Source organism: Vibrio sp. 970 (assembly GCF_033339075.1).
In genome coordinates, this window is sequence record NZ_JAWOTW010000001.1 from 392199 (window position 1) to 409284 (window position 17086).

Consider the following 17086-nt stretch of genomic DNA (forward strand, 5'->3'; position numbering starts at 1 on the left):
GCGATGACACTGTGCCAAAACACAGATATTCGATGGTTTCGAATATCTGTGTTTGACGAGGTAAATCGAGTAAACACGATGACTTGACGGTGCAATTAATCGACTTTCTTCGTTTATTGAATATTTCATGGTTGAGTAGATGTGGAGAGCCAATGGTCGAGCTCATCAACACTTATTTGAGCCTGATTCAGTTGATGCTTACGCGCGGCCTGATTGAAGTTTAACAACTCAGAGACGGAGCTGGACTGGTCGAGTAAGGCAAGCATCAGATTCGCTTGTTCAATATAAAAATCACCCCATGGATGCGGATCTTCTTGGGTGAAGTTAGACAGCTTATCGCGATATTTTCGAAGTAGCGTAGGCTGCTTATACTGCCACGCTACTTGGATTCCTTGTTGGTAAAAGCGTAAATAGTTATGACCAACACAGGTAGATTCTAGCCAAGCCTCACCAGTGCGCAAAGCGGAGAGGGCCGTTGATTCATCGCCACAAATAAGTGCCTTGGTAGATACGAGCCAAGGACCAATAAAATTGTGTAGCTTATTGATATGAACAAGATCTAGAGCCGTGTCGATGTCCGAAAGGGCTTTCTCCTCTTTTCCCTGATACCAGTGCAATCTTGCACTGGACTCCAAAAGAAAAGCGACAAATCGATGAGCATTAAGCTGTTTTGAAAGTTGTAGAGCGGTCGAGATTTCGTTTTCAGCTTGCACCAAGACATTACGGTCGAGAAAGATCCATGCAGCCGTAAGCCTAGAAACAATTTCTGCTCGGCGGTTTGCCGTGAGATAGGCAAGATTCGAGGCATGCTGAGCCTGTTTTAGTGCTTCGTCAGATTGCAGTTGATAGATCATCACTGTTGCCAGCATGTAGCGATTGGCAGTTTCAATCGAAAGCAACTGATGCTCTTCACACAGTTGCAAACACTCGGTTAAGTGCTCGTATGAGCGAGCCATTTTTCCTTGTGCGTAGGCACAATCACCGAGGCCGCCAAGCGATTTTGCTTTCGCGCGAAAACAGTTTGCTCGTTGACTGTAATCTAATGCAAGTAAATGTTCTTTCTCACATTCGTCTAGCTGCCCAGTGGGGAACAGCATATTACCTCTCATCGAGTGAATTTCACACAAAGATTTATTTAACGTCAGCTTTTCGCACAGGGCTTGGGCTTGGTCTAAAATCGACATCGCTTGTACAAAGTTGTCGGTTAAACGGTAGGGGTTAATGAGGTCTAAATAGTATTGAACACGTTCAGAATCATTTTCTGTGTGATGAATCGCTTGCTCAAGAACCTCAATACTCTCTTTGATGCGTCCCATCGAATACAGGCAGTTTCCTTTCATATTTAGTGCATACGCCATCTGTGCTTTAGGTGACTCTTTAATAGCGTATTCAATAAGAGTCAGTGCTTTTTCAAATTGATAATTGCTCAGGTAATGTTTGGCGGTCTGGTCAAGAACAGTAAATACACCTTCGCCCTTGGCATGATTGATATGGACTGCATATAAGAACCGATCTCGGTTCTCATACCATTTTGCGCAGGCCATGTGTATTTTTGAACACTGTGACTTGTCTATTTGACGGAAAACAGCATTACAAATCAAATCATGATGGAAAAGGTATTGATCGCCATTGAGTTTTACTAAGCCAGCGTCGACTAACTTATCTGGTACGTAGCCGGGAATTCGAGTGATTTCACGCAGTTGCTCCAGTTGAAAGTACTGCCCCAACACAGATGCAGTACAGAGTGCTTGGCGATCTTGGGCTGGAAGTTGAGCTAATTGTATCGAAACTAAATGTTCCAATGACTCCGGAACGTCTTTATCAAACTGAGAACAAAGTAGTGTTTGGCGTAAGTATAGAGGATGGCCTTTCGCAAGCTTTATACAGTCATTGATATGTTTATTCTGTTGGCATGTGATTGAGCAAGCTAACTCGTAAGACTCTTCAGATGATAACTCCCTAAGTTCGATTAGATTCACGTTGGCAAACCAAGATTGTTTGGAACTAAGTCGTTTTTGCTGCCTAAACGTCAGAAAGAGTAAAATATTGGTGTTTGTAATATAAGGTAGCAGTGTCTCAAGAAATGCCAACATTACCTCGTCGGCCCAATGGACATCTTCAACAATAATCAAATGCGGTTTGCTGCTCTGCCGTTGTTGAATTAAGAAAGGGATAGATTGCTCTATCGTTTGTTTCAGCGTTTGGAACTCCATTAAGTTCAGCAGCTGTTTTTCTGATTCGTTGAGTGTTACCCCCATTAACCAATAAAGGCAGAGATGGAAAGAAGAGGGAATTGATGACTCGACAGTCTGCTGACGAATAGAATCATCGGTATCTTCACGAGTAAATGAACAAATTGCCCGAGTGAATATATTTTGAGGGGACAAGAGATCAGCACTGCCATGATTCAGGATTTGAATCTCTGTGGTTAAACACGAAGAACGACTCAAAGACGAAATGACCTGGTTGAGTAGGCTGGTCTTTCCTATCCCTGCGGTACCAGTAATACAATACGTTTGGCCTGCTTCTTGTTTTTGCCATCGCTTGATTCCGCTATTCAATGTTTCTAGTTCAAGTTTACGCCCTACGAAACAGTCAGTATGGTTTTGGTGTAAGGATACAAAATGCCAGTTGTTGAAGTCTGGCTCTCCTGTTAGAAAAGGTTTTATTGGTCTGGCACAATTGGACGAGATAAAGCAAGGACAAGCAGCTATTTCTCCCCAAGGGATTTTAACTAGGATTTCATTGATTGGGGTTATCGCATTCGGATGTTCCGATAGCTCAGTGATTCGATGCATGTATTTCACATTGATAAAAGACCGAATCGAAGCCGAAAGAGCAACCTTTAATTGAAGGGCTAGTTGTCGAATTCGCTCAAAAATATATTCGTCCGATTCCTGTAAAGACCAAGTAAGAACAAACGTTCGGTTTTGTATTATGGGTGTAGTGTTTTGGCTGAGAAGTAAGGTTTGCAGAGCCTTTGCGGTCAAATCACACTTTGCTTCGATTGCAAAAATAAAAAAATATGGTGGTGATGAAGATACATTTGTAAATAATGGTTCTGAGGCCCGATCTATTAAAAGGTCCTCTACGGGGACAGAAAAGTATTCCGCGAGATTGGATGCGGTACGATACAGCACATTCGCCCCAGACTCTGCTCGCTTTATAGAAGCAATAGATACGACAAAACCCTGTTGAAAGCATTCTTCCGCCAGTTTTTCTTGGCTCAGTCCTAATTTCTTTCTCAGTTCTTTGAGTCGTAATACGTTGAGTTGAATTCTTCCATCCCTATTTGCCATATTTCACTCCGTTGTAACGTATAGCTTTTCCCAGTAAACCTGAATCGATTGGATATGTTGAGTGAATAAATTTATCTTATTTCACCACATATATAATACTAGTAGTTAAAATGTTATATACGAAAATGAAATGGGCATTTTAATCTTCAAACCACCTTAATTCATTGTTATATTAGTGGTGTTTTTTTATTAATAATTTTGATATTTATTTTTGTGAGTTCATGTTTTTCTTAATAAGTTTTTTGAAATATCTTTAAACTTATATCTTTTAAAAGATTGCACACCTTAAACTTATATTGGACGGCATTAAGCTTTAAAAATTAAATCCTTTAATTTTAGAGATATAAATTGACAATCTTATTTTTAGTGTTTTTTTTGATCTCTATTCTGGCTAACTAATTTTTTCTAGTCTATAAATCAAATATCGGCAATTTCAAAATAACTGCCGACAAAATTATTTTAATTTCAATATTATAAATAGTTGGCTTTATACAATGGATATTGGCTTTTTCTGCCTGTTAAATGGCTCTCATATTACACCACACTTGAGTGCCGCGCTTACCTCTATTAAGGAGACTGCGTGGCTGCCATATGTCAAACGATCTTGTCATCGAGGGGATTGGCAAGCGCTTGCCTTAGAAGAATCATATCGAAAGGCCTATTACCCTAACTATTTACTACTCTCTGAATTTACAGGATTGGAACTGTTTTTATCTCAATTTTTCTGCCCAATTTTGTCAGTACGGTTTATGAAATTAGATCCGTGAGCTCAGATATTATAACGCCGAGCTTATGGCGTATGTTTTTCTCAAGTACAGGCTTGTTTACATCATTCACTACTGCTAAAGCGGCAATTGAGGTTCATGAATTATGCAAAAGGGCTCACCTATAGAATTCTACCAGCAACGTCCTCAATCTCGTGAGACGATCGGTGTTGAAGAAGTGCAGCAACAAACTCAACAGTTTGGTTTTGCTGAACCCGAAATGGATGAGCTGCTTAAGTACTCATTACGGACTCAACTTGAGGCTATGCTCCAAACCCAACTCAGCACGGCTGAACGCCGACGACAACTGAAAGAGAGTTTCGCTGCGGCAGTTGAGCTCGTATTGAAGGAGACGAAAGTTGAGCTCGTATTGAAGGAGACGAAAGTTGAGCACCGAACACTGGTGCAAGCCTTTCAGAGCATGTATGGCAACGCTTGCCAATCTCTTTCTCTGGCTAAACTCACTCAAGAGGAACTGACCCGACAGTACATTTCCACGTCTGGGCTGGTGATGTCCCCACTTAACTGTAAACACACCATCAAAGATGTGTACCGAATTAAAGGCTTTGCGTGTGGTATAAACAAAGCTATCCAACATATGCTTGCCAACAAGTCACAGGTTAAAGTGCTTTATCCAGCTTGCGGCCCCTTTGCACCATTGCTGCTGCCTTTACTTGCTCACTACAAACAAAGTGATCGAATTAGCGCAGAGCAGCTTCAGGTGACACTAGTAGATATTCACCCCGGAGCCATTAAAGCACTCAATCAATTGATCGCGGATCTCGATATCGCAGACTACATTGAAGCCTTAGTGGAAGAAGATGCTACCCAATTTTCGCCAACTCAAACGTTTGATCTCCTGATACTTGAAGCGATGCAGCATGGCTTTAGTCGGGAAGGGTTCCTCAGCATCGCGAAACATTTGGTTCAATATTTACATATTCAAGGCGAAATGATCCCCAATCAGGTATCTGTGCGCGCCATGATGGTCATCGGGGAGACGGAATTTAATCAACAATGGGAAAAAGCAGAGTATGCACATTCCAACCATTGCCAGCCGGAAGCGATCGATGATCGAATTGATCTGGGAGAAATTCTTAACGTCAATAAAGCCATGTTGCTCAGAAGCGAGATTTTTGAGCTAGATGGTGGAATAAAAATGCTGCAAGGCAACACCATTGAGCTGCCGAAAGATGTGCCAGATATGGCAAAACGTATCCTCGCCATTTACAGCCATATCGATACTTACGGAGATGCGGTGGTCGGACAATACGACTCTGGTATTACCCATCCTAAACCCGACATGACTTTTTATGTGGATGCCAAGCCCAAAGCTGTTGAACACCATTACTTTGAAGCGAAGGGAGGGGATAAGGTCAGTTTCTATTATCAGTTAACCGGATTGCCAGGTTTTGTCGCCACCCATGGATGATTTCGATATGCAGCAAAAATACGTCGTTTTTACAGGAAGTTGTTACGCCTTGCCCATCATTCAGTTGTTGGCACAACAGCATAAATTGGCGGGCGTGGTAGTACCGGAAGGAGAACTAAATCCTGACTTACAGCAGCTACAGAGCTATCTGAGCGCTCAATCGATTCATATTGCTCAGTATACCGCCAATGACAGCAGTGCTTTGATAGCGCAACTCGATGTTTGGCGAGTCACGGATGGCGTTATCTATTTGTTCAGGCACATAGTTCATTCCTCGCTGTGTCAGTTTTTCAACGGAAACTTGTACAACATTCATCCGGGAAAGCTGCCCGAGTATCGAGGCCCGATGCCTCTCTATTGGCAATTAAGAGAGGGTTTAGACACCTTTAGCCTCACCCTGCATCGTCTTGAGGCATCGGCTGATTCCGGCGCTATAGGAATGGAGTTAGAGGTACCATTTCACCCGTTTGAGACCTTAACCAGTGCTCAGCAAAAAGCGTCACAAATGACGGCTAAGCTGATGTATGACTTCCTCATCGCGCAACAAAAGCAAGGGCTGGTTTGGCGTGAACAAGTATCAAACCCCAACGAAGTGGCACGAGCAGTAAACCAACATGATCTGCACCTTCGTTGGAACGTGCAAACGAGTCGCGAAATCGTCAACTTAGTGCGAGCAGGCAATCATGACTTCGGTGGTGCGATGTTGAGCTTGCCAAGTGGTGTCGCCAATGTTTTGCAAGCAAGCGCAATGGAGACTTCTTTAGTCGGTGTTGAGGCGGGGAGAATTCTCGAGATCAGCCCACAACATGGGTTACAAGTGAAAACGTTAGATAGCGCCATATCAATAGATGTTATTGCTACACCGCAAGGCGTGTTTTCGGGTTATCGCTATGCGCAAATGGCTGGGCTAGATGCTGGGATGTCATTGCTCCAGCACGCTTCTGCTTGTGAGTAAATAAATATCTCAATACGGCTCTTTGCGGCAGTGATGAAGCCCGTAACGGTATTTAGTAATGCGAGATTGGAAAGTTTTAACCAACCACACCAATTTCGTTATGGGCTGGTTTTAACTTAAGTGTATACGTTGAAAGGAAGAACAGTATGGCTACAGAACCGTATCTTGGGACACTAACCGCATTTGGTGGCAATTTTGCAATTAGAAATTGGGCAATGTGCTCGGGGCAAATGCAGGCAATTGAAGATAATCCAGCGCTCTTCTCTCTAGTTAGCACTCTATACGGAGGTGACGCCCGAACTACCTTTGGTTTACCTGATTTGCGTGGCCGCAGTCCAGTTGGTGTAGGCACACGACCTGGGGGGATGGATTATCATCAGGGAGAAAGATTGGGTACTGAACTGGTAACTATTGATATAACTCAAATGCCAGCACACTTACATACGGCAATTTTTACCCCTCTTGGCACTTCTGCACCTGTAACAGGCAGGATGAAGGTTGCTACCAATGCTGCAAATACACAGGTACCCGATAGTAATTCGTATATAGCGCAAAACTCTACCCCCGGGTTCTATAAACCGACGTTTCAGCAACCAGATTTGACCGAGATCGAAGGCTTAAGTGTGTCTGGTGGTGGCTCGGGCGGAGGTACTGTAGCTGTGACTGAAACAGGCGGTTCAATGCCACTTAATATTTTGAGCCCGGTATTGCCGATTAATTGGTTAATTGCCACTGCGGGAGTATACCCACCACGCAGCTAATCAACCAAGAAAGAATTGGCTGAAACTATCGCTAATCCTTTCCTATAAAAAAATTAAACATTTAAGTTGATTATGATAACCCGGCTATGTTGATAAGGCCGTCATCTTCAGGAGAGGAAAATGAGATTACGTCGTCAGGTAGCGATCGCAATTACAACAGCATGGGTGTCCTCAGCGTTTTTTTCCGGTGAAGCCTGGGCTGCACAGCAAACGATTAACTACTCTAATGGTTCAGGTTCCAGTTTTAGTGAGGTGGAGACCGGCGTCACTGGGGGTATGCCCTCGGTCACTCTTACCAATGCAGGTGCTGTGTCTATGGTATTAGATGCCGGCAATAGCACTGATAGCACTCCGTTTACTGGCCTAAATGACCTCGGATTTGTAGCTGGTGTTCTTTACTCAAATACCATGATTAATGAGTTCAACAATCGTGGCTTCCGCTTTTTTGAGAAATCAAGTACTAACTTCAGTTTCGACGAAATTACCTTTATGCAGGGGTCGGCGCGAGACTCAGATAAAACGTATCAACTTGTGTTAACTGGCTTCTCTAATGATACTCAAACAGTGACCGAAACTGTCACCTTGCCAAAAGGTGGTGAAGCAAACTCAGGGTTACAGGACTTGTTTACCCTGACCCGTGGTACAGATTTTAATGATTCGGCATGGCAGGACGTTGATACAGTGACTATGGCGTTTACCCGAAGTCCGGGTGCTGACTCTCGTTATCTTATCAGAAGTATCAAGATTGATGAAGCTGCGGTTTCAGACTCTACCGCGCCTACTTTTGTCAGTGCGAGCTCAACCCCCACTGATGATGCAACCAATGTTTCTGTTAGCAACAACATCGAGATTGCCTTCGATGAAAATATTGAGCTGAAGAGCGGCAATATTACCATTCGTAATGTTACCGACAGTCGCGACTTTGAAGTATTTAATGTTGCCACCGAAAGCGATGGCAAAACAACATCACCAGGCGCTGGTCGCATCAGTGTTACCAACAATAAAGTTTACTTAAACCCAACCAGTGATCTGGCAGGGAACCGGACCTACGCCATTCATATTGAATCCAGTGCCGTGGCTGACAGCGCAAATAATAGCTTCGCTGGGATCAGCGATGATGCCACATTTAACTTTACGACAGTCGATACTACGCCAAATGCGCCATCTACACCCGATTTAGATGCTAGTTCGGATACCGGGTCATTAAATACTGATAATATTACCAGTGACACTACACCAACGTTTAGTGGGACTTCTGAGAGTGGATCGATCGTTACTTTATACAGTGATCAAGTCGGTGGAGGTGCAACGGTTATTGGCACAGGCACTGCTACTGGAGGAAACTGGCAGATAACAACCAATGAGTTGGCGTCTGGTATTACACATGCAATAAGTGCTAAAGCGTCTGATAGCGATGATAATGTTAGCTCGGCATCCAACGCGTTAAGTGTCACCATTGATACAATAGCACCATCCGTAGTGAGCATTACCACGCCGATTGAGGCTGACAGTATCGTCAACGCTGCAGAAGACAACGATGTGTTGATCGCTGGCTCCGGCGCGGAAGCAGGCAACAGCGTGACCGTGACTATCACAGACAATAACAGCTCTGTCAGTCGTACGGTGACGGCCGACAACTCAGGCAACTGGACGCTGAGCGGCAGCGAGCTGGATGTCAGTGGCCTGAACAATGGCACCCTGACGGTGTCTGCAACCCAAGCAGATATAGCAGGTAATATCTCCACCGCAGCTAGCCAGAGTGTTACCCTAGACAATGCAGCCCCATCAGCAGTGACCATCACCACGCCGATTGAAACCGATGGTATTGTCAATGCGGCAGAAGACAACGACGTACTGATTGCTGGCTCCGGCGCGGAAGTAGGCAACAGCGTGACCGTGACTATCACGGACAATAACAGTTCTGTCAGTCGTACGGTGACGGCCGATAACTCAGGCAACTGGACGTTGAGCGGCAGTGAGCTTGATGTAAGTGCGTTTAACAACGGCACCCTGACTGTGTCTGCAGCCCAAGCAGATATAGCAGGTAATACTTCTACCGCAGCCACCCAGAGTATTACTCTGGATAATGCAGACCCATCTGCTGTAATCATCAATACGCCGATTGAAACTGATGGGATCGTCAATGCGGCAGAAGACAACGACGTACTGATCGCTGGCTTCAGTGCGGAAGCAGGCAATAGCGTGACCGTGACTATCACGGACAATAACAGCTCTGTCAGCCGTACGGTGACGGCCGACAACTCAGGCAACTGGACGTTGAGCGGCAGTGAGCTTGATGTCAGTGGCCTGAACAACGGCACACTCATAGTTGCTGTGACGCAATCGGATACGGCGGGTAATACCTCCAGAGTGACCACCCAGAGCATTACCTTAGATAACGCCGCACCATCAGCTGTGACCATCACTACACCGATTGAAACCGATGGTATTGTCAATGCAGTAGAAGATAACGATGTGTTGATTGCTGGCTCCGGCGCGGAAGCAGGCAACAGCGTGACCGTGACTATCACGGACAATAACAGCTCTGTCAGTCGTACGGTGACGACCGACAACTCAGGCAACTGGACGTTGAGCGGCAGCGAGCTGGATATCAGTGGCTTGAGCAATGGCACCCTGACTGTGTCTGCAACCCAAGCTGATATAGCAGGTAATATCTCCACCGTAGCCACCCAGAGCGTAACCCTAGATAACGCAGCGCCATCCGCTGTTACCATTTCCACGCCGATTGCAATCGACGGTATCGTCAATGCGGCAGAAGACAATGATGTGCTGATTGCTGGCTCCGGCGCGGAGGCTGGCAATAGTGTGACCGTGACCATCACGGACAATAACAACTCAGTCAGTCGTACGGTGACGGCCGACAATACCGGGGCTTGGACGACTATTGGCAGTGAGTTTGATGTAAGTGCGTTTAACAACGGCACCCTGACGGTCGCGGCGAGCCAGAGCGATGCGGCGGGCAACACCTCCAGTATAGATAGCACAACAATTACGTTAGATAACGTGAGGCCAACTGTTTCTTTGAGCAGCTCAGACCTTGATTTGATCTCTGGCGAAACGGCGAGTATCACGTTCACCTTAAGTGAGTCCTCAAGTGACTTTACTGAGTCAGATGTCACCGTCACTGGCGGCAGTTTGTCTAACTTTGCGGGCAGCGGTGACAATTACACGGCCACCTTTACGCCGGATAGAGACAGTACAAGTACAGCGACGATTAACGTGGCGGCAGATTTCTTTACCGATGCTGCCGGGAATAGCAACACTGCTGCGCCTCAACTGTCTATAACCGTTGATAGTTTAGTGCCGAGTGTGACTATCTCCAGTGATAAATTGGCGCTGAAAGCGGACGAAACGGCGACCATTACCTTTACCTTAAGTGAAGCGTCGAGCGATTTTACCGAGGCGGATATCACGGTTAGTGGCGGTACTTTGTCTGGTTTTGCTGGCAGTGGTAGCAGCTACACTGCGACCTTTACACCAACGGAAGAGAGTGCGACGAGCGGTACTATTGAAGTTGCCACAGGCACATTTACCGATGCCTCTGGTAACACCAATAGTGCAGCTACACCACTTTCCATCAGCGTCGATACTGTGCTTCCAACCGTTAGTATCACTAGCTCCAGCGCTGCGTTGAAAGCGGGTGAAACGGCAACACTCACGTTTACCTTGAGTGAAGCCGCAACTGATTTTTCCGAAGCCGATGTGACCGTGGCTGGAGGAACTCTTTCTAACTTTGCGGGCAGTAGCGCCAGTTACACGGCCACCTTTACACCTGCAGAAGAAAGCACTGAGGATGCAACTATTGATGTTGCAGCCGAGAAATTTAGCGACGCAGCTGGCAACCTCAATACAGTAGCGACTCAGTTGTTGATCTCAGTGGATACGGGGATCCCGACTGGACATAGCATCAGCATTGATCAGGAGAGCATTAACAAAACCAACGAACAGGCGATGAGCTTTACCTTCGCAGCAGCTGAAGTGAACGCGATGTTCACTTATAGCGTGACCGACGGTACCACGACCATTGACGGCGCTAGTCAAACAATTTCTTCGGAGACCATGCAAGTAACGGACATTGACGTCACTATTTTGCAAGAGGGGACGTTGACAGTAAGCGTGGTGGTAACCGATGCCGCAGGCAACGCATCTGATGCAGTGACGGATACTGTGACCAAACGCTACGATGTCGCGCCAACGGTAGTTGATGATAGCTTCTCGACTGAGGAAGATACGGCGAAACAATTTAATCTGTTAGCCAACGATTCCGATGTTAATGATGACATGGTCGCTTCTTCTACAACGATTAAAACGCAACCAATTAAAGGTCAGGTGTCGATCAACAACGGCGTTGTTACCTATACGCCAAATAATAATGAGACAGGCACAGATAGCTTTACCTATACCGTGAAAGATGCCCTGCTGCAGGAGTCGCAAGAGGCGACAGTGACCGTCACTATCATGGCTATAAATGATGCGCCAGTCGCTAAAGCGCTGACCATCAACACCGACGAAGATACCGCAAGCGCAGCAGTCAGCGCGCGTAGTCAAGCGGAGGATGTTGAAGATGGCATCCCAACGGGTGATTTATCGTTAGTTAGTTTGCCTCAAAAAGGACAAGTAGCCATTGATCAAACTGTAGGCACTTTTGTATATACGCCGAATCCGAATGAAAATGGTAGCGATAGCTTTACTTACACGATCGCAGACAGTGAAGGCGGCGTTTCTCTTGCGGCCACGGTCAGCGTCAATATCGGTTCCGTCAATGACTCACCAGTAGCGGAGGAAGACAGTTTTACTTTTGATGAAGATGTCACATCGACACTCGATATTTTAAGTAACGACAGTGATATTGAAGATGGGTCATTTACCCCGAGTAGTATTACCCTACAAGATCTTGGTCAAGGAGAGGGGGTATACAGTTTTGCCATGGTCAGTGTCAATGTCGATGGGACCTTAAAGATTGTGCCTACAGCGAACGTTAATGGTCAACATAGCTTTACCTACATGCTAACCGATAGTGGCCAAGCAGTCTCAGTGCCTGCAACCGTCACGCTCAATATTACGCCAGTGAATGATGCCCCCGTTGCTGTTGATAACAGTGCACAACTACTAGAGGGAGGCTCCTTCGAGGTCAATGTATTAGGCAATGATAGTGATGCCGATGTTGGAGACAGTTTTGAACTCACTAGTGTCACAGTCGTCGATACGCCAGCACATGGCAGTGTGAACGTGACGGCGTCAGGAGCGATTGTTTACAACCCCAATGAGAACTACTTCGGTGAAGATAGCTTCACCTATACGGTGGCAGACTTAGCAGGTGCTGTATCTAACGCCGCAACAGTGACCATGACAGTAACACCAGTCAACGACGCACCAATGGCGCAAGCACAGTCACAAACGCTTGATGAAGACAATAGTTTGGTGATCACGCTGGTTGGTTCAGATATTGATAACGATGATGACACTCTGCAGTATCTTATCACTGAGCAAGTCAGTCATGGCGTGCTAGAGCAGTTGACCAATAATAGTTGGCGCTATACACCAGAAGCGGACTTCAATGGCTCCGACTTCTTCTTGTTCAAGGTCAACGACGGTGATCTCGACTCGACAGAGGTTCGTGTCGATTTGACGGTTAATGCAGTCAACGATACACCAACCGCGACCGATATCAGTGCTACGGGAGAGGAAGAAATACCGCTGACCATTACTTTAAATGGTAACGATGCAGAAGGCTCATCTTTGAGCTATCAAATTGTAAAATCGCCAGTCAACGGTAATGTTACCGTCACAGGCAATCACGCGGTTTATACGGGTAACAGTAACTTCTTTGGTCAGGACAGTTTCACTTACAGCGTAAGTGACGGAGAACTTACCTCTGGAGTGGCGTTAGTGACCATCACGGTGAATAACGTTAATGACGCGCCAGTGATTACGGGTACCCCATCGGCGCAAGTTGATGAAGATAGTGTGTATCAGTTTGTGCCCGCGGCATTGGACAATGACCCAGCGGATACTCTGACCTACTTGATAGCTAACAAGCCACCTTGGGCTACATTTGACAAGACAACAGGAGCGCTTTCTGGCACGCCAAGTAACCGTTATGTGGGGACTTATCCAGGTATCGTGATTAGCGTATCCGATGGCACTATTTCTTCCTCATTGTCAGCGTTTTCGATTACTGTGAATAACGTTAACGATGCACCCGTTATCTCTGGTTCACCAGCAACACAAGTGAATGAAGACAGCACCTATCTGTTCACGCCACAAGTGTCAGATGTTGACAGCCAAGCCTTCACCTTCAGTATCGTGAACAAGCCATCTTGGGCTAGCTTTGATGCATCAACAGGCACGCTTAGTGGTACACCAGATAATGGTGATGTTGGCAAATATCAGGGCATTGTTATCTCGGTTTCTGATGGTCTCACGACCACAATGCTCAATAGATTCAGTATTGTGGTTAACAATGTCAATGACGCGCCAGTGATCAGTGGCACTCCTGCTCTTACCGTCAACGAAGGCAATACGTACCGCTTTGCGCTGCAGGCATCGGATGTTGATAGTAGTAGCTTGAGCTTTTCAATCCGCAATAAACCATCATGGGCAACCTTTGATAGAGCAACTGGGTTGCTAAGTGGTACGCCGGAAAATGAGCATGTTGGCAGCACCAATAATATTGTTATTAGTGTCTCAGACGGTGAGCTAAGCACATCTTTAGCAGCGTTTAGCATCACGGTAATCAACGTTAATGATGAGCCAGTGGCGGTTAATGATACCTATGTCTTTACCGAGAGTAACGATGGTAGCTACTTATTGGATGTACTCAGCAACGACAGCGATGTTGATCTAGATACATTACAACTGGAATGGGTTAAACCTACATCTGGAACGGCAACGATTGTGGGCAGTCAAATCCAATTGGTAACGACCTCAATTGGTACAGTGGCAGTGCAATACAGTGTGAAAGATGGTAACGGTGGAAAGGCCACCGCGAAAGCAATCGTGACAATTAAAAGTGCGCAATTGGACGCACCAACAATAGTCGCACCTTCAGATATCGAAGTGAACGCAACTTCGCTCTTTACTAAAGTTGCATTAGGCTCTGCTGTGGCACGAGATAGTACAGGCAAGCTATTACCTGTTTCATTGGTCGACAGCACGACCTTTTTCCGACCTGGAACTAATACGGTCTATTGGCGCACTCAAGACTCTGATGGAAACGTCGCTGAGGCTAGTCAAACGGTAACAGTGTATCCACTGATAAGTATCTCCAAAGATGCGCAAACCACGGAAGGCACCAACCATAGCGTATCGATACACCTTAACGGTCCTTCGCCGAGCTACCCAGTAATCATACCTTATTCGGTTTCAGGAAGCGCGGACAGTGATGACCACACGCTCACCTCTGGTGAAGTGGTGATACCTAGTGGTACCGAAGGCAAACTTTCGTTCGAACTACTTAATGATGGACAAAATGAAGGCGTTGAAACCTTAGTGATTGATCTGGACAGCACCCTTAATCTAGGTAGTAAGCGTCGTTACACCTTGACAATCTTTGAAGAGAATGTGGCTCCGAAGGTCACGGTAAGTGTATCTCAGGCGGGGGAGCAGCGGAGCCAAATTGAAAATGGTGTTGAACCGGTCACAATCACGAGCAGTGTTAGTGATGCAAATATGTCCGATATACACAGTTTCAGATGGAGTAGTGATAGCGATGTACTTAACCAAGCGATTGCGGGGCAGATGTACAGCGAAACATTGACTTTCTCTCCGCAATTACTGAGTTCAGCGATTTACAATTTGCAATTGACAGTTACTGACAATGGCACTCCACCATTATCAGTGACACGGAATGTCTATTTAGAAGTGGTACAAACATTGGCGGAGCTCGGGAGTGAAGACAGTGATGGCGACTTAATCCCGGATGATCAAGAAGGTCATAATGATAGTGATGGTGATGGTATCCCTGATTATCTTGATGCAATTTCTGACTGTAACGTAATTCAACAGGTTGTGTCAGAAAAAGATCGCTTCCTCATTGAGGGGCAGCCTGGTGTCTGTTTACGCAAAGGAATAACCATTCTGACTAACACAACAGGAGGAGCTTTATTGCTGGATGAGGAGCTTCCTAAAGATATCAATATGAAGAGCATAGGGGGAATCTTTGATTTTGTAGTAACTAATTTGCCGCTTCCCGGTCAAAGCTATCAATTAGTTATGCCTCAGCGTTTACCTGTTCCAGCAAATGCAGTGTACCGAAAGTATAATGCTGAACAGGGGTGGGTAGACTTTATTGAGGATGCTCAAAACACAGTTTCTTCTAGTGCTGGCGAGGCTGGTTATTGTCCGTCACCAGGGCACAGTTCATGGTCACAGGGTCTGACTGAAGGTGACTGGTGTGTACAACTTACCATTGAAGACGGTGGCCCGAACGATGATGACGGATTGGCTAATGGCAGTGTCGTTGACCCTGGCGTCGTTGCCGCTCGTGTAAGCAATAATACACTCCCTCAAGCGATTGACGACAATGCGTTTGTTAGTCTCAATGGTACGGTGACGATCGATGTATTGAGCAATGATACCGATGCTGATGGTGATGGGCTGAAGGTAAGTCGCGCTTCTGTAGATATTGGTAGTGTTAGTGTGGTTGATAACAAACTAAGTTATGTCACTCAACCACAGTACTACGGGGAGGCTTTGATCACTTATAGCGTAACGGATGGTAATGGTGGAACGGGATCGGCGAAGGTGACGGTAAATGTGGTAAACAGTCAGAATCCGAATGCGGTGGACGATAATATTACCACCGATGATCGTACCCCTGTCACGGTTTATGTCCTTGCTAACGATACCGATCCGGATAACGACACATTGAAGTTGGTTTCAGTCCAAGCGCAGTATGGGCAGTCGGTCATGAATGCAGATCAGAGCGTGACCTATACCCCTACCTCAGGGTTTGAAGGCAATGATGTGTTGACATATATCATTCAGGATAGCCAAGGCCTGCAAGACGCGGGGAAAGTTATAGTGACCGTTAAGTTGGTAAGAGATGTAAAGGTTGAAAATACTTCAGCAGGATCATTGGGTGGCATAGTGTTGATGCTTTTGATTTTGTTAGGAGCCATGCAACGTTATGGAAGAAACAGTGCTTTAGCACTAATTGCTGTGTTTAGTTTTAGTAGTCAAGCGGGTTGGTATGTTGATGTTCAAATGGGGTCAAGCCATGCAGATGAGCGTGATGCTGTTAAAGGTGATAACGTAATCTCTACTGACAACACCGGGCTCTATCGCTCTGTCGGGTTTGGATATACTTTTTCTGAGCAATGGTCTGGAACTATTCGTTATATTGATATGGGTGAAGGTAGTGCTACATTGCGTAGTGCTACTACTTCACCAGAAGACTATCACGCCAATGTCGCATCGATAGCACCACTCCTTGTTAAGGGCATGGGCTTCGACATCGGTTATAAGTTCTGGCAATACAATTCATGGTCCGCAAAACTGAGTTTGGGGGGCTTGTTCTGGGAAACCGATATTGAAAGTACGTATCAAGGCAGCAAGATAACGACGGAAGTGGATGGTTTTGATGGATATATTGGTGCAGAAGTTGGCTACAACCTCTCAGATAATTGGGAGATCGGTGTCCAAGGCGCTCGTTATTTTTTACATGAAAATGATGTTGATATAATTGCGCTACAACTTCGTTATTTTTTTGAGCCGTTAGCAGCGTATTAACTTATGGTTTGGTATTTTTCGATAATTTATATCCCAATTGCTCATGAAGCGGTATGGTAAATCACTGGAGATTAATGTCGTGATTGTGCTCTTTATTATGTAGGTCAATAGTCTATAACAAA

General features: G+C 45.6%; 5 protein-coding genes. 4 read left to right on the top strand and 1 reads right to left on the bottom strand.

Annotated elements, in window-relative coordinates; all coding sequences use genetic code 11:
• Positions 1-125: 125 nt before the first annotated feature.
• Positions 126-3299 carry an AAA family ATPase gene (locus R7Q11_RS01835; RefSeq protein WP_005373448.1) on the bottom strand — a complete coding sequence of 1058 codons (3174 nt, stop codon included), beginning with the start codon at positions 3297-3299 and terminating at the stop codon, positions 126-128.
• Positions 3300-4169: 870 nt separating this feature from the next.
• Here R7Q11_RS01835 and R7Q11_RS01840 point away from each other — a divergent pair.
• The 4 genes from R7Q11_RS01840 to R7Q11_RS01855 all read left to right on the top strand — a co-directional run bounded on the left by R7Q11_RS01840 (position 4170) and on the right by R7Q11_RS01855 (position 16964).
• On the top strand, positions 4170-5495 hold the full coding sequence (locus R7Q11_RS01840) for a hypothetical protein (RefSeq protein WP_225466134.1): 1326 nt from the start codon (positions 4170-4172) through the stop codon (positions 5493-5495).
• On the top strand, positions 5488-6450 hold the full coding sequence (locus R7Q11_RS01845; RefSeq protein WP_005373444.1) for a formyltransferase family protein: 963 nt from the start codon (positions 5488-5490) through the stop codon (positions 6448-6450). The genes R7Q11_RS01840 and R7Q11_RS01845 overlap by 8 nt, the downstream gene beginning before the upstream one ends.
• 146 nt (positions 6451-6596) lie before the next feature.
• Positions 6597-7211, top strand: a complete 615-nt coding sequence (locus R7Q11_RS01850) for a phage tail protein (protein WP_054576103.1) — start codon at positions 6597-6599, stop codon at positions 7209-7211.
• A gap of 315 nt (positions 7212-7526) precedes the next feature.
• On the top strand, positions 7527-16964 hold the full coding sequence (locus R7Q11_RS01855; RefSeq protein WP_405531477.1) for an Ig-like domain-containing protein: 9438 nt from the start codon (positions 7527-7529) through the stop codon (positions 16962-16964).
• Positions 16965-17086: the final 122 nt, after the last annotated feature.